Here is a 15,165-nt window from a genome sequence, read left to right on the forward strand (position 1 = left end):
CGAGTCGGAGTCGCGAGATTACGCTGCCCAGCCATGGAACTTGCAGGCAAGGTCGCTGTCGTCACTGGCGGCGCGAGCGGGATCGGGGAAGCGCTCGCTGAGCGCTTCCATGCTGAAGGAGCGCGGGGGCTGGTGGTCGTCGATCGCGACGGGGCTGGCGCGCAGACGGTGGCTGACCGCGTCGGCGGCACGGCTGTCGGCCTCGATGTCACCGATGAGGAGGCCATCAAGACCGTCGTTGCCGACACGGTGGCAGCGCATGGCGCGCTCGACGTGTTCGTATCCAACGCGGGCTACGTGACCCAAGGCGGACTGGAAGTCGCCAACGACGAGATCCAGCGCATGTGGGAGGTGCACGTGATGTCTCACGTGTATGCAGCCCGCGCCGCGGTGCCCGTCATGGTCGAGGGCGGCGGCGGTTACCTGCTGAACACCGCCTCCGCAGCGGGCCTGCTGACCCAGCTCGGCTCGCTGCAGTACGCAGTCACCAAAGCTGCAGCGGTGTCGCTGGGGGAGTTCCTGTCGATCACCTACGGCGACAAGGGCATCGTGGTGTCGATGCTGTGCCCGCAGGCCGTCGAGACCAACATCTTGGCCAACAGCCCCGACCGCACCGGCAACGGCAATCAGGAACGCGGCACACCCGGGGCCGCAGCAGGCGACGGCGTCCTGCAGCCCTCGCAATTGGCCGACACCGTCATCGAGGCAATGGCCGAGGAGCGCTTCTTGGTGCTGCCCCACCCTGAGGTGCAGACCTACCGCGAGCGCAAGGCGTCGGACATCGACCGCTGGCTGTCGGGCATGCGCCGCTTCCAGGACCGCCTGTTCGCAGACGCCGACATCACCCCGGCCGACTGGCTGCTCGGCTAAGCGCCTGGGCGCGGTGCTGCGGGCGCGTGCCGCTTGCAGACAGCCGCCCTCGAAAGTTTCAACTAGCCGAGGCAGAAACTTTCAATCAGCCGCACCTCGGCGGGCCACCAGGCGGGCCTCGTGACGGTGGCCGAACCAGCCCTCTTCGAAGCTGATCGATTCAAGCCCGCTGCACAGACTGGGCAGCTCGCCTCGCTCGACCAGGAAGGGACGGCCCGGGCGGGCGTTGTACAGCAGGTTGTCGACCGTGGCGATCAGCACCAGCGCGATGCCGCCGGGCATGAGCAGTCGCGACAGGGCGCCGAGCAGCGGCCGGTACAGGAAGTTGGTGCACACCGCTGCGTGCCATCCGCCGTTGCCGCCGAGATCGGCGACCGTCGGCAGCGGCTCGGATTCCAGATCGGCCTGCACGGTTCGCAGTCGCAGGCTGCGCTCGCCGGCGGCGGTGCGGGCGATCTCGAGGGCCCGCACGGAGACGTCGACCAGGGTTGTGTCGATACCTTGCGCCGCCAGCCAGAGCGCCGTGCCGCCTGCGCCGCCGGCCAGGTCCACTGCCGTCGGGCAATCGGCGAGCATGTCCACGCAGCCGGTGACGAATTCCGAAGCCAGCCCGGGCTCGTCCCAGTCGGCGTACTTCGCATCCCAGCGGTCGGCTGAGCTCACGCGTCGTAGGACCTCACTGCGCGCGCCCGGCGGCTGCGTGCGTACGCGGCCACCAGCAGCAGCGCTGCGTACAGGAAGAACTCGGATTTCAGGAAGCCGATCCAGCCGCCTTGGGTCACCCACCCAGGCCGATCCACGAGCCAGACCGGCAGCAGCACCAGGACGGCGGCGGCAGGCACGGTCGTGATGAGCCGGCTGCCGCCGATGGCTGTGCTGCCGAAGGCGATCGTGAGAGCGAACAGCTTGATCGACAGTTCCTCGGGATACAGCGACTGATCGTTGAAGTTCACCGGCACCAGCATGAGAGCGCCTGCAAGGCCGGCGAGACCGCTGCTGAGGCTCACCCCCGCCAGGCGCAGTCGGTACACCGAGACGCCGAATGTCGCAGCGGCGGTCGGCTCGTCGCGGGTGGCCACCAGCGCCCGTCCGATCGGTCCGCTGAGCAGGCCGCGCAGCAGCCAGAAGGCGACCGCCACCCACGCCGCGACCACCCAGAACTCCCAGATGTGCTCATCGTTGGGCGCAATGCCCGTCCATGCAGGCGGAATGAACTCACTGTCCAGGGTCACCGGCAGCGGGCCGTCGAGCTGGCGCAGCACGATGGGAAATGCCACGGCGGCAGACAAGGTGAGCAACGCCAAATAGGCCTTTGGCAAGCGCAGTGCCGGGACGCCGAGCAGCGCGCCGACCGCACAGCCCGCAGCGAATCCGGCCAGGGGCATCAGCATCGGCGGCAAGCCGAAGTCGTTGACCGCGTGCAGCGCTGCATAGGCGCCGACGCCTGTCAATGCTCCATGGCCGACCGACAGCAGCCCCATCCGGTGCGTCAGCAGCCACAGCCCGGCGAAGACCAGGCAAAACGCTGCGAGCTGCGTGAAGTCGGTGACAAACGTCGACGACGCCTGCAGCGGCACCACGACGACGAGCGCCGCAATCACGAGGAGCGACGCAGCCGTCGCCAGAGCGGGCCACGGTGCCGATTCGCGGTCCGTCACGATCGGATGCCTCCGCGAGCTGCCTTGCCCCTCAGCAACCCCGACGGGCGCACCGACAGCACCACGATGAGCACCGCCAACGCCCACACCAGCGTGACCTGGCTGTCGATGAAGCCGACGTAGCCCGACATCATCGTTTCGGCAAAGGCGAACAGGTACCCCCCGGCCAGCGCCAGCGCCGGGCTGCGCAGGCCGCCGAGGGTGGCGGCTGCAAGGCCGAAGACCAAGAGGCGTTCCATCATGTCGGGGCGCACGTTGAATTCGCCCGCGATGAGCCCGCCGGCCAGCCCGCCCAAGGCTGCTGCGACGGCCCATCCGCCCATCACCACCGACTCGACTCTGATGCCCACGAGCGCAGAGCTGTCGCGATTGGAAGTGATCGCCCGGAACGCGAGGCCCACCTTGGTGGTGCGCTGAATGAGCGCGAGCAGGCCGATGGCCGCCAGCATGGCGAGCGTCAGCCCGATGGTGTCGAACCACAGCCGCGCCCCGCCGATGATGAAACGGTCGGTGTGCTCTTGGGGGAACGGCGAACCGAGGAACCTCTGGCGGCCGCCGAAGTGCTTCACGACGAACACGCCGATGAGCAGGTACAGCCCGAGCGTCGCCCCGATAGTCGGTACCGGGTCGCCGCGCATCGGCCTGATGACCGTGTACTCCAGCAGCGCCCCGACGATGGCGGACACGACCACCGCTCCCGCGACCGCGGCCCAGATCGGCCACGGCGTCGCAAACGGTGTCAGCCAACCGGAGAACGCAACCGAGGGATCGGCACCTGCGGCGAACACCACCGCGATGTAGGCGGACAGCATCGCCATCTGGCCCTGCGCGAGGTTCAGCACTCCGGTCGAGCGGAACACCATCGAGATCGCCACCGCCAAGGCCGCATACGCGGAGCCGTTGGCGAACGAGTCGAACACCCGCTGCAGGAACAGGGACACGGCCGCAGATTGTGTCACGGGCCGCCGCGTTGACCCCCCGCCGCGCCCCGGTGCGATGATGAGGCCGTGCCGAACGGATCAGATGGCCCCTCCATCGACATTCGCTACCTCGCCGATGTCGTGCTGACCTGCGACGAGGACTTCGAGATGATCGAGCGCGGGGCGGTGGACGTGCGAGCGGACGGGCGCATCGCGTGGGTGGGCGCTGCCGCCGACGCATCGACCACCGACGCTCCGGTGATCAGCCTGGGCGGCCTGCTGATGCCGGGCTTGATCAACACTCATGCGCATACCCCGATGACGCTGGTGCGCGGCGCAGGCGACGGGTTGCCGCTGATGGCCTGGCTCGAAGAGGTGATGTGGCCCCGCGAGGGCCGCCTGCGTTCCGAAGACGTGTGGTGGGGGATGACGCTGGGCTCGGTGGAGATGCTGCGCTCGGGCGTCACGACCACGTGCGAGATGTACGCCTTCGAACACGAGGTGATCGACGCGGGCCACCAGGCGGGCATCCGGCAGGTCATGTGTCCGGGGGTGCTGTCGGTGGCGCACGCCGACGACACGGGAAGCGTCGCCGATCGTGTCGGTGAGATCGCGGCAGTGCACGACGCGGTGAACGACCCGTCGGGCCTCGTCACGGTCGGGTTCGCTCCGCACTCGGCGTATGACCTCGGCGTGGAAGCCTGCGCGGAGATAGCGGCCGCGGCCCAGGAGCGCGACGCCCTGCTGCACATCCATGTGGCGGAGACCGCTGGTGAAGGCGCTTCGCTGGCCGACAAGCACGGCGGAGCGAGCGTGCCCCGATTGCTGGCCGATGCCGGCGTCCTCGACGGGCGTGTGCTCGCGGCGCACAGCGTCTGGCTGGACGACGCTGACTTGGACATCTACGCCTCGGCCGGCGTCGCGGTGGCTCACTGCCCGGTCAGCAACATGAAGCTCGGCTCAGGCGTCGCCAGGGTGCCCGAGATGATCGAGCGCGGCATCACCGTGTCGCTCGCCACCGACGGTCCGGCGTCCAACGACGACTTGGACCTGTGGGAGGAGATCAAGATCGCATCGCTGCTGGCGAGAGTGACGGCGCTCGACCCCACGCTGATGAGTGCGCAGCAGGTGATCTCGATGGCGACCCACGGCGGCGCAGAGGCGCTGGGACTGCACACCGGTGTGCTCGAGCCCGGCCGCTGGGCCGACATGATCCGGCTCGACATTGACGACCCGGCGTTCGTGCCGGTGACCTCGCCCAATGAACTTGTCGCCCATGTGGCGTGGGCAGGCGGCAGCCGCCACGTCACCGATGTGTGGGCGGGCGGCGAGCGAGTGGTAGCAGATCGAGTGTGTCTCACCGTTGACGAGGCACGGGCTCGCTACGAGGTTCAGCGTCGGGCTCAGCGCTTGGCGAGCGAGTCGGGAACCTGAACCGGCGAGGCCCTGCGGGAGGCGAGCATCGCTGCGCCACAGCCTACGATAAGCCCGCGCGTCACAGCACCCTCGATATGACCAGCCCGACCGACTGCGACCAAGCCAACACGCGCTGAGCGATCCTCCACGATCTTTGTGAGGAAGCCCAACGGCACTCGGTGTCGTGATGTCAGTCGGTGATGGTGGATGTGGCTTTGGCTGTGTTGTTGGCGGCGCCGATCGTGTACAAGACATGGAACCCGATGGCCTGGTCCACCCCGGCGGTGGGCACGCTCACGGTCGTCTCGGTGTCGCCGCTGTCGATGGTGACGATTTCGCCGCCGCTGAAGCCTCCGCCGTGGGAGATGAAGTAGTAGACGGTGACCGCACCACTCGAGCGGCAGCTGAGGCTGACCACGAATTCGAGGTCGTCGCCTCGTGCGGCCGTCGCGTCAGCGACAGAGACAGTCGGCTTGCCGACACAGGCCGCGACGGCGGGCTCGGGCGGCGGATCGTCGTCGTCTGCGATCTGTGCGCTCTGTGTCGCCTGTGGGCCGACGGTGTAGCCGCTGCCCACCGCCAAGGTCGCGGTGATCGACCCGTCGGGCTCGTCGACGCTGTCGTCGACAGTGGCGACAGTGAGCGTCGCCTGCGTGGCGCCTTGGGGGATTGTCACCGTCCGCGTGCCTGTCGTTGCGCCCCACTCGCCGGTTGAGGCGATGTCCACGGCCACGTCGAGGTCGGCTGTTGTGGGCGCCGACGCGGTGACCGTGAACGTCGCAGCCGTGCCCTCGATCCCGCCGGTCGCGGCGGTGATGTCGATCTGCGGGGGCGGCTCGTCGCTGTCGATAATGACAACGGTGGTGGACCCGTCGGCGCGCTCGACGCCGTCGGGACCCCACGAGATGCCCAACGTCACACCCTCGGTGCTGCCGTTCAGCGTCGGCGCACGAGCGCCGGTGCCGTACCACACAGTGATCTCCTGATCGACCCAATCGCTGTCATCCACAGCCGTCAACACCAACTCAGCACGCTGATCACCCGGCTCCAGCACAACACCGCGATCACCCGGCCCGAAGACCACCTCGAACTCATTCGCGAACACCGCATCGGGATCATTGAGGTCGCGCATCGTCCAATGCGTGCCCTCATCGCCGCCGGTCACCCTCAACGGCACCGTCAGCGTCTCCCACGACCGCAAAGCACGCGTCGGCGCGATCCTCAGATGCGCCTGACTGTCATCGCCGGCGCCATCCTCAGCGATCGACCTCGCAAAAAAGATCATGTACACCGTCAACGGATCCACATCATCATCAGCCACCGCAACCGACGCAGCGCTCTGGGTCGCCGACACCGTGTACCCCGCGTCCGCCGCGGGCGCGTCCAACGACACCGACACACTGCCGTCAGCCTCGTCGACACTGTCGCCGACCGTGGGGACAGTCAGCGTCGCCGACGCCGCGTTGGCCGCGAAGCTCACCGTTTGCGAGCCCCCAGCCACACCCCACTCGCCCGTCGCGGAGACCGTCACGCCCACATCGAACGCAGCAGACTTCGGCTCGCTCGCGGTCACCGTGAACACCGCACCAGCACCCTCGCTCACAGCACCGCCAGCAGTGACCGAGACCTCAGGGATCACCACCGGCGGATCGTCGTCGTCTGCGATCTGTGCGCTCTGTGTCGCCTGTGGGCCGACGGTGTAGCCGCTGCCCGCCGCCAACGTCGCCGTCACGCTCCCGTCAGGCTCGTCGACGCTGTCATCTGCGGTGGCAACAGTCAGGGTCGCCCCGGTAGTGCCCGCGAGGATCGTCGCGGTGCGTGTTCCGGCTGCGACACCGAAATCGCCCGTGGCGGCGACCATCACGCTCACCTCAAGATTCGCCGCCGGCGCCGACGACGCCGTCACCGCGAACGTCGCGCTGGTGCCCTCGGCGCCGCCCGAGCCGGCCGTGATGCTCACCACCGGCGGCGGGACGTCGTCATCGGCAACGCTCACCGTCGCAGCCCTGCTCGTGCCCACGTCGTAGCTTGCGCCGTCGACGAGCGTGACAGTCACCGACCCGTCCGCCTCGTCGACCGCGTCATCACTCGTCGCGATCGCCAGCGTCGCCGACGCGCCGCTGAGCACCACCGTCCGCCGCGCCGACGACACCACAAAATCGCCGCTCGCAGAAACATCCACCACAACATTCACCGGGCTCGTCGGCGCCGGCACCGCAGACACCGTGAACACCGCGTCCGCGCCCTCGCTCACGCCCGCACCCGCCGACACGCTCACCACCGGCAACGTCTCCACGATCACGCCAGTCGCCTTCAGCCCACGGAACGGCCTCGCCGTGCCCGGCGCGTACACCACCGTCAGCGACACCGCAGAAGAACCCCCAACAGCCACACTCGCCGACCCCGACGTCACCCCCGCAGCAAACCGCACCGCCTGAGTCGACCCCGCAATCGCGCCGTCACGCACCAAGTAGTAGTACGCCACCACCGAACCAGACGCACGACAACTCAAAGAGAACCCGAACACCAACATCCCACCCGGCACAGCACTCGCATCAGCCACCGACAACTCCGGACTGCCGGTGCACACAGGCACCACCACCGGCGCCGGATCAGCCTCCACCGACGGCGGATCAGCCTCCGGCTCCGGCTCGACCACCGGCGGCGGATCGTCATCGTCGGACACCGCCACGGTCGCCGATCCGGCGGTGGCCGACACCGTGTAGCCCGCATCCGCAGCAGGAGCGTCCAACGACACAGACACCGAACCGTCAGCCTCATCGACAGAGTCACCGACAGTCGCCACCGTCACCTTCACGCTGCCCGACACCGGCACCGTCACAGTCTGTGCACCCGCCACAGCACCGAAATCGCCCACCGCGGCCACCGTCACCTCAACGTCGAGATCCGCAGCCGGCTTCGGCACCGCAGACACCGTGAATATTGCATCACCGCCCTCGGTCACACCGCCGCCACCAGAGACACTCACCACCGGAACCACCGGGGGCGGATCATCGTCATCGGACACAGCCACACTCGCCGAACCCGCCGTGGGCGACACCGTGTAACCCGCGTCAGCGGCCGGCACATCCAAAGACGCCGACACCGACCCGTCAGGCTCATCGGTCGCGTCGCCAGACGTGGCGACGGTCAGCGTCAGGCTGCCCGAGGACGGCACTGTCACGGTCCGCGAACCTGTCGCTGCCCCGAAGTCGCCGACAGCACCCACCGTCACCTTCACATCAAGCCCCGCAGCGGGTTTCGGCGACGCCGACACCGTGAATTGTGCAGCAGAACCTTCGACCACATCACCCGCCGCCGAGACCGACACCTCGGGCAGCGTGATCGGCTTGCTCGGGCGGGTGTGTCCGGTCACCTCGATGTTCCACGCGCTGAGGATTTCCCGGAAGCCGCCGCCTCGCGGCTTGTTCAGCACATTTCGGATTCTCAGCTTCCACGTGCCGCTCGGGTTCTCGCCCAGGTGACGCGACGACCCGAAATCGAACGAACCCCGCAGCGCGCACCAGCCGGCATCGCAGAAGTGGCTCGCCACCGACAGAATCGACTCGGCGCCTGACGGCGAAACCAGAGTGACTTGGTAATTGCGGAAATCGGACACATCTCCTGTGACCGTGACCTTGACATGCTCGGTGAAATCGACGGCCGTCTGCAGGTCGAGCACAAGATCGATCTCGTCGCCATGCGCCGGCAGCGACACCTCGCCTGTGTGGGAAGCCTTGGCGGTTTGCATCTGAGGCAGCAGCGTCCATGCCGAGGCTGCATCGACGGCCGCGGTGGCGTCTACCAAGCCGAAGCCGTAGCTGTGGCTGAATGAGTACGACTCGCGTTGAGGCCCCGTCGAGCTGTATTTCGGCGCGCCGCTCAGCCAGGTGGAGTGTTGCGGGTCGTTCTGGTGCGCCGTGTCGGCCAGGATCACTTTCACATCGCGCCATGTCAGGTCAGCGTTCACGCTGCGCATCAGCGCGATCACTCCCGACACGATTGGCGCGGCCGCGCTGGTCCCGCTGAAAGCGGAGGTGTAGTGATTGGCGCCGATTGGCGCCAAGATTCCTGCGTGTCCGAGGTCTTTCGATGGAGCGCACACCCACAGGCTGGCACCCCGCTCAGAGGACCAGGTTCTGCCCCCCAACGAGTTCAATGCGCATACGGTGATGATGCCGCGGTGGTTGTTGTGGGCGTCGAGGCTCACCCATTCCCTGTCGCCGACGCCCCAATTGCCGGCTGACTGTACGTATGACGTCCCCTTGCCGCCGAACCCCTGCTCGAGGCTGGTTTCCAAGGCCTCCTGCCACAGCCTGCCCTGCGTGACGAATCCGCGGCGGCTCCAGCCGTAGCTGTGATTGCTCACGGCTACGGTCTCCTTGTTGAGCGTCATTGCTGCCGCTCTGTTTGCCGAGGATTGGCAGTCCATATAGTTGTAGTTCACCAACGTGGCCCGGGGCGCGACGCCGCGACCGCCCACTGTGTTGTCGCGGGCTCCGACAATCCCCGCAACCGCAGTGCCGTGATCTTCGCCTGTCGCCCGCCCGGTGCGGCCGCACCAGTACTTGCTCCTTGCGTTGTCCGCGTTGTCTGCGAGATCTTCGTGCGTCGAATTCCAAGTCGCGTCCACGACCGCCACCGTGACCCCGGCGCCCATCGTCGTGCTCCACGCATCGCCGAGGTTGATGTCGATGCTCGGATCGCTGACGTCCACGTCCCACCACGGGAAGGTATGTCGGTAGTCAGTCGACGCGTCGAGGTGCCACTGGCAACTCGACAGTTCGTCGGGCCAGGGGTCCGCATAGGCGTTGCATCGGCGTCTCGCATCGGCCGTCAGCTGGGCGTCACTCGCGAATGCTTCCGAGGAGAGCGGCCTGACGGTGTTGGGAACTGCGACGTCGATACCCGGCTCGGCCGACAAGGCATCGGCCAGACGCAGCGTCTCAGTGTCCGACACCGTTTTCGCCAAGAACGCGTTCGGCAGCTCGCCCAGCGGCGACACATGCTCGCGGGCGACACCGTGGCGCGTCCACACCGCGTCGATGTCCGGGCCGCTCATGTGTGAGGCGAACAGCACATTGACGCCGCCCACCAGCAGATACTGCTCCCCGGTACCTGATACGAACCAAGTGCCCGGCTTCGCGGCAGCACTCCCCGCAGCGGCCCCCGAGGCATTCCCCGGTTCTCTCGCCGGGGTCGCATACGCGGTCGCCGCTGCAGACTTCGCGGACTGCCATTCCTCACCCAGCGACGCGACCTCGTCTGCGTTCAACAGGCGCATCTCGACTTGGCGCCCGCCGTCATTCATGATCCATACGCCATCGGGTCCCACTACATCGAGGACTCCTGGCTCCTGCACCGCCTCGCCCAGCCCGGGAGCGCCCAAGCCGTCTTCGGGGGCCAAGCCGTCCTCGGGAGACAGTCCCTCTCGGGAGGCTGGCCTATCCTCGGTCGACAGCCCCTGCGGCGTCGACGCGGACTGCGCAGATACGCCCGCCGTCGGCGCGCCGGCGAGCACCCCGACCAAGAGCACCAGACCCACCAATGCAGCGGCACCACGTCGCATGACACCTCCATCCAGATTCGCTGATTCGAATTGTGTTCTGCAGTTCGGATTAAATCAGGCTGAATGGACTGTAATGAACATCTTCAATGGGCATCTTGGCGCTGGGCGGCCACGTCTCGGATGCGGGGACAGACCGGCTGCGGGAAGGCGGCAGCGCCATGAGCGATCAGAACGACGGCGGTGGGACGACCTGGGCAGCAGGGGAGTCTGCGCCGGTGGGGATCATCGCCGGGACTGGCTTCTATGAGTTGCCCGGCCTGAGCGAGGCCGAGCACCATGAGGTGCAGACCGACTGGGGCGAGGCCTCGGCGATGACCGGACGCTGGCACGGGCGGCGGATCGCGTTCGTGCCTCGTCACGGGGGCGATCACTCGATCCCGCCGTCGGCCATCAACTACCGGGCGAACATCGCTGCGATGCGCGACCTCGGTGCGACGGCGATCCTGGCGGTGTACGTGGTCGGGTCGATGGTGCCTGAACGCCCGACGGGATCGTTCCTGCTGCTCGACGATTACCTGGAATTCACGACCGGCCGGGCGGCGACCTTCTTCGATCAGCCGGGCCACGTCGTGCACACCGACATGTCCACGCCGTACGACCCGTCGCTGCGGGCAGCGCTGGCCGCAGCAGCACAGGCCGAGGGCATCGACGTGGCGCCCACAGCCACCTATGTCTGCACCAACGGGCCCCGCTTCGAGACGCCCGCGGAGATCCGCATGTACGCGCAGATGGGCGGCAGCGTCGTCGGCATGACCGGCTACCCCGAGGTCGCCCTGGCACGCGAGGCAGCCATTCCTTATGCCGGAGTAGCTGTGGTGGCCAATATGGCGGCGGGGATGTTCGACGGCGAGATCTCCCACGAAGAAGTCTCGGCCGCGCTCGAAGCCACTAAAGACCCGCTGTTCGCGCTGCTCGGCCGTGCCGTGTCGACGATCTGACGGTCCCAGCCGACTCGGTGCTGCGAGACCGATCGCTGCCGTCGAGCAATATGCCCGGCGGTGTCACGGCTGGGTTCTTCGTCGTTGTTCGAGGGAGGAATATGCGCGTCCGAGGCAGGACGTGAGGACGACTGCGACGTCGAGTAATGGGACGCATCCGGTTGCGCTGCGCGAGCGGGTGTCTGGCCGCCGGGTGATTCAAGTTTGCTGTGCGGCTACTCGCCGACGCCGCCCGGCGACTCGGGGGCCTCGATGATGCGTGGCAGCCCAGCGGCGGCTTCGAGGCGGGCAAGACGGTCGGTGTGATCGAGCAGCGTTGCGTTGATCTCTCGGAATCCGGCTTGCATCTCGGCCCGCAGGCTGCCGATTTCGGCTCTCATCTCGGTGCGCAGGCTGCCGATTTCGGTTTGCATCTCGGTGCGCAGGCTGCCGATTTCGGTTTGCATCTCGGTGCGCAGGCTGCCGATTTCGGCTCTCATCTCGGTGCGCAGTTCGGTCGCCAAGGCCTCGATGCGGACGCCATTGGCGTCGACGCGGTTGCCGAGCGAGTTGATCTGCCACATCAGCACACTGAACATCGCGGTCACCAGTGCCACCGCGAGCCCGCCCAATATCGAATTGAGCGACACCGTGACATGCTCGCCCCTCAACTGTGCCTTGCCAAGAGCCTCCGCCGCAGCAGGGACGGCAGACGGCTGGCCCGCTTCGGGCTGCACTGATGAACCGGCCGACGCTTCGCTGGCGTCATCGGATTCAGCCGGTGGGGTCACGGTGGCGGTTGTCTCCACTGGTGTGGGCATCGGGCCTCGCTGAGCGTCGCGGCGCTTCTGAGCGCACGTTTGGTTTCGGTTCGGTCGCCGCATAAGCCGGGCAACGAGGCGGTGCTGAACTTAGCCGACTGCCTCGCGGCAGACGAAGCGATTTGCCGGCAGCGCCGCTGACTCTGCTCGGCTTATGCGGCCTCGGACATGCAACGGGAGCGTGATCGCCTGATTGACCCTGGGCCGCCCAGCTCTGCCGGTATGGCACTGTGCGCGAGCAGACACGGAATCCGCGGCGAGGTCAGCCCCGCGCGATCCACGCCTAACATTCGAGTTGTCCCCCGTGACAGGGAGGTGCCTATGCGCAGCTGGAACTCGATGACCGAATTCGAGGCCTTCCTGGACGACGGCGGCTTGGTGGAGCCCGGCGACGCCATGCCCGACGCGTACCGCGAAGCGGTCTTTCGCTTCATCGAATTGCATGCCAACAGCGAGTACATGGGGGGGCTGACCGAGCGTGACTGGATCGCGAAGGCGCCGGGCCTCGCCAACAAGCTGACGGCGCTGGCCAAGACCCAGGACGAGATCGGCCACGCGCACCTGCTGTACATGGTCGCGGCAGACATGGGCATCAAGACCCGTGATGAGATGACCACCGATCTGCTCGCTGGCCACACCACGTTCCACAACGTGTTCCACTACCGGGCCTACACTTGGGGCGACCAGATCGCGATCGCGTACCTGGTCGATGCTGCGGCGCTCGCCAGCCAGCAGGCCGTCTTCAAGAACTGCAGCTACGGGCCCTACAAGCGCATCCTGCGGCGCATCATCGCCGAGGAGGGCTTCCACATGCGCAACGGCGAGGAGCTGCTGCTGAAGATGGCCACGGGCACGGCCCCTCAGCACGAGATGATGCAGGAAAGCATCGACCGGTGGTGGTGGCCGTCGGTGCAGCTGTTCGGCCCCGACACACGGCCCGACGACGTGCTGCTGCGCTGGCACATCAAGTCTGAGCGCAACGAGGTGCTGCGCGACCGGTTCGTGCAGAAGATGGTGCCGCAGCTGACCGCGGCGGGCTTCACGATCCCCGACCCGGACCTGCACCAGGATGCTGACACCGGACGCTGGATCAGCGGCAAGATCGACTGGGATGCCCTCAAGGCAGCGATCGCAGGTCGGGGGCCTGACAGCGAACGGCGGCTGCGCGATGCGCGCAACGCCTGGGACGGCGCGGCATGGGTTCGTACAGCGCTCGACGAAGCAGCGGCGGTGCCCGCGTGAGCGATGGCCGGAACGACACCGCCACGGCGACAACGGCAACGAGCGCAGGCGCCGCCGAGGCGACGGTCTTGGATGCGACGGTCTTGGATGCGATGGTCTTCGACGCGGTGTCGTTGGTGTGCGATCCCGAGTACCCCGACGTGACCATCGCTGAGCTGGGCATTCTGGAGAGCGTCTCGACGGCCGAAGACGGCTCGCTTGTGCGCATCGAGCTGGTGCCGACCATGCTCGGCTGCCCAGCCCTCGATGTGATCCGGCGCGACGTGGCTGCCGCGGCGCAGTCGGCGTGCACTGGCGTCGAGGCCCGAATCGAGGTGGTGTTCGTGGCAGACCCGCTATGGACGCCCGACCGAATCGCGCCGTCGGCGGTCGACTTCATGGCCCGCGAGTACTCCGTGGCAGTCCGCAGCTCCCTGGCCGATGCGACGTGTCCCATCTGCGGGAACGCTGCGCTGGAGCACCGTTCGGACTTCGGACCGACGCCGTGTCGCAGCGTGGAGTGGTGCCCCGAATGCCGCAACCCCATCGAGGTCGTCGGCAGGGCGGACCTGCCGACCAGAACGGCCGCCATGGTGGCGGCGCCCGTCGGCACGGCCGCCCCGGTGGCGGCGCCCGTCAGAACGGTGCCTGCGTGAAGACCTACGAGGTGTTCCTGAAGCGCCCTGGCAAGGATCCGTTCACTCACGTCGGCGCGCTCGAAGCGCCCGACGACGAATTGGCGCTGAGCTTCGCTCGCGACTGCTACGCACGGAGATCCGAGGGGGAGCAGATGTGGGTGGTGGCGCGCAGCGAGCTGCTGGTCGCCGATTCCGTCGAGCTGGAAATGGCCGATCGTTCCCACCGCCACAATGACGGTGCGCTGCTGCGGGATCTGCGCAAGGCAGGAGACCCACCCGCCTCATGAGCGTCACGGATGCTGAGGACGCAAGTGACGCGCACCAATTGGTGCTGGCGCTCGCCGACGACGAGCTGTGCGTCGGCCAGAACCTCGCGTGGTGGATCGCTGTCGGCCCGTTCCTCGAGGAGGACTTGGCGCTGACCTCGATCAGCCAGGACGAGCTGGGCCACGCCCGGGCACTGTTCGGCCTGCTCGGCGACGACATCGACGCGCTGGCCTATGGGCGCCAGCCCCATGAGTACCGCAGCGCTCATCTGACCGAGTTGCCCTGCCGCGATTGGGGCGAGACGCTCGTCCGGCACTTCCTGTACGACACCGCCGAGAGCATTCGATGGGAGGCGTTCGCAGACTCGTCGTGGGAGGCCCTCGGCGCCGTTGCGCGCCGAGCCCTGGCCGAGGAACGGTCGCACTTGCGTCACGCCTTTGGGCTGCTTTCGCGGCTGCTGCGCACCGAGTCGGGCTGTTCCCAACTGCTCCCGCTGTTCGATCAGTTCGCGCCGATGGCGTGCGAGCTGTTTGACCTTCCCCCGCACTGCGACGTAGATGGCCTCGTGGCCGCGGGGGTCATGGCCCGCCCAGTGAGCGAGCAGCGCGTCGAGTGGCAAGCGACGGTCGATGAGGCGCTCGCTCAGGCAGGGCACCAGCCCCAGTGGCCCGCACACCGTGACGAGCCCCTCCCGGCGAGCGGTCGAGACGGCCAGCGCTCGCCTCACTTTGCGGCACTGCACGCCGAGATGGTCGAGGTGCTCTCGATCGACCCTTCCGCAGCCTGGTAGCGCAAACCCGCCAGTGTTCGCCACGGTCCGCCACGAATCCGGCGCCGCAGACGCCGGTGAGCACGGCACGGACCTGCC

12 protein-coding genes are annotated in these 15,165 nt (G+C 67.5%); 7 read left to right on the forward strand and 5 right to left on the reverse strand.

Annotation, left to right across the window (positions count from 1 at the left end; translation table 11 throughout):
* Positions 1 to 33 precede the first annotated feature (33 nt).
* A complete protein-coding gene (locus ACOGJB_RS16080) occupies positions 34 to 870 on the forward strand; it encodes an SDR family oxidoreductase (RefSeq protein WP_419838103.1) in 837 nt (278 codons plus the stop codon).
* A gap of 81 nt (positions 871 to 951) precedes the next feature.
* On the opposite strand, the gene ACOGJB_RS16085 is transcribed toward ACOGJB_RS16080, so the two are convergent.
* Genes ACOGJB_RS16085 through ACOGJB_RS16095 form a run of 3 tightly spaced genes read right to left on the reverse strand, consistent with a single transcriptional unit; the run spans position 952 to position 3,487 of the window.
* Positions 952 to 1,533, reverse strand: coding sequence for a class I SAM-dependent methyltransferase (locus tag ACOGJB_RS16085; protein ID WP_419838104.1), 582 nt, complete (start codon positions 1,531 to 1,533; stop codon positions 952 to 954).
* The gene (locus ACOGJB_RS16090; protein WP_419838105.1) at positions 1,530 to 2,528 is read right to left on the reverse strand and encodes a branched-chain amino acid ABC transporter permease; all 999 of its coding nucleotides are present in this window, start codon (positions 2,526 to 2,528) and stop codon (positions 1,530 to 1,532) included. The genes ACOGJB_RS16085 and ACOGJB_RS16090 overlap by 4 nt, the downstream gene beginning before the upstream one ends.
* Positions 2,525 to 3,487 carry a branched-chain amino acid ABC transporter permease gene (locus ACOGJB_RS16095; RefSeq protein ID WP_419838106.1) on the reverse strand — a complete coding sequence of 321 codons (963 nt, stop codon included), beginning with the start codon at positions 3,485 to 3,487 and terminating at the stop codon, positions 2,525 to 2,527. The genes ACOGJB_RS16090 and ACOGJB_RS16095 overlap by 4 nt, the downstream gene beginning before the upstream one ends.
* 48 nt (positions 3,488 to 3,535) lie before the next feature.
* On the opposite strand from ACOGJB_RS16095, the gene ACOGJB_RS16100 reads away from it, so the two are divergent.
* Positions 3,536 to 4,882, forward strand: coding sequence for an amidohydrolase family protein (locus ACOGJB_RS16100; RefSeq protein ID WP_419838107.1), 1,347 nt, complete (start codon positions 3,536 to 3,538; stop codon positions 4,880 to 4,882).
* Between the two features lie 172 nt (positions 4,883 to 5,054).
* Here ACOGJB_RS16100 and ACOGJB_RS16105 read toward each other — a convergent pair whose 3' ends face one another.
* Entirely contained in the window at positions 5,055 to 10,433 is a 5,379-nt protein-coding gene (locus tag ACOGJB_RS16105; RefSeq protein WP_419838108.1) for a S8 family serine peptidase, read from the reverse strand.
* Between the two features lie 86 nt (positions 10,434 to 10,519).
* Here ACOGJB_RS16105 and ACOGJB_RS16110 point away from each other — a divergent pair, with 86 nt between their 5' ends.
* Positions 10,520 to 11,371: an S-methyl-5'-thioinosine phosphorylase gene (locus tag ACOGJB_RS16110; protein WP_419838109.1), complete on the forward strand. Its 852-nt coding sequence runs from the start codon at positions 10,520 to 10,522 to the stop codon at positions 11,369 to 11,371.
* Between the two features lie 215 nt (positions 11,372 to 11,586).
* On the opposite strand, the gene ACOGJB_RS16115 is transcribed toward ACOGJB_RS16110, so the two are convergent.
* Positions 11,587 to 12,171, reverse strand: a complete 585-nt coding sequence (locus ACOGJB_RS16115; protein WP_419838110.1) for a hypothetical protein — start codon at positions 12,169 to 12,171, stop codon at positions 11,587 to 11,589.
* Between the two features lie 321 nt (positions 12,172 to 12,492).
* On the opposite strand from ACOGJB_RS16115, the gene paaA reads away from it, so the two are divergent.
* Genes paaA through paaC form a run of 4 tightly spaced genes read left to right on the forward strand, consistent with a single transcriptional unit; the run spans position 12,493 to position 15,087 of the window.
* Positions 12,493 to 13,413: a 1,2-phenylacetyl-CoA epoxidase subunit PaaA gene (gene paaA, locus ACOGJB_RS16120; protein ID WP_419838111.1), complete on the forward strand. Its 921-nt coding sequence runs from the start codon at positions 12,493 to 12,495 to the stop codon at positions 13,411 to 13,413.
* A complete protein-coding gene (locus tag ACOGJB_RS16125) occupies positions 13,410 to 14,048 on the forward strand; it encodes a metal-sulfur cluster assembly factor (RefSeq protein WP_419838112.1) in 639 nt (212 codons plus the stop codon). Before paaA ends, ACOGJB_RS16125 begins: the two co-directional genes overlap by 4 nt.
* Positions 14,045 to 14,317, forward strand: a complete 273-nt coding sequence (paaB, locus tag ACOGJB_RS16130; RefSeq protein WP_419838113.1) for a 1,2-phenylacetyl-CoA epoxidase subunit B — start codon at positions 14,045 to 14,047, stop codon at positions 14,315 to 14,317. Before ACOGJB_RS16125 ends, paaB begins: the two co-directional genes overlap by 4 nt.
* Entirely contained in the window at positions 14,314 to 15,087 is a 774-nt protein-coding gene (gene paaC, locus ACOGJB_RS16135; protein ID WP_419838114.1) for a 1,2-phenylacetyl-CoA epoxidase subunit PaaC, read from the forward strand. The genes paaB and paaC overlap by 4 nt, the downstream gene beginning before the upstream one ends.
* Positions 15,088 to 15,165: the final 78 nt, after the last annotated feature.

The organism is Candidatus Poriferisodalis sp., assembly GCF_965208895.1.
GTDB lineage: Bacteria > Actinomycetota > Acidimicrobiia > Acidimicrobiales > Poriferisodalaceae > Poriferisodalis.

Bases quoted from the DNA above. Each gene is read 5' to 3' on its own strand.
- ACOGJB_RS16080 (WP_419838103.1), top strand. From the start codon at position 34: ATGGAACTTGCAGGCAAGGTCGCTGTCGTCACTGGCGGCGCGAGCGGG.
- ACOGJB_RS16105 (WP_419838108.1), bottom strand. From the start codon at position 10,433: ATGCGACGTGGTGCCGCTGCATTGGTGGGTCTGGTGCTCTTGGTCGGG.
- ACOGJB_RS16110 (WP_419838109.1), top strand. From the start codon at position 10,520: ATGGGCATCTTGGCGCTGGGCGGCCACGTCTCGGATGCGGGGACAGAC.
- ACOGJB_RS16115 (WP_419838110.1), bottom strand. From the start codon at position 12,171: ATGCCCACACCAGTGGAGACAACCGCCACCGTGACCCCACCGGCTGAA.
- paaA (WP_419838111.1), top strand. From the start codon at position 12,493: ATGCGCAGCTGGAACTCGATGACCGAATTCGAGGCCTTCCTGGACGAC.
- paaC (WP_419838114.1), top strand. From the start codon at position 14,314: ATGAGCGTCACGGATGCTGAGGACGCAAGTGACGCGCACCAATTGGTG.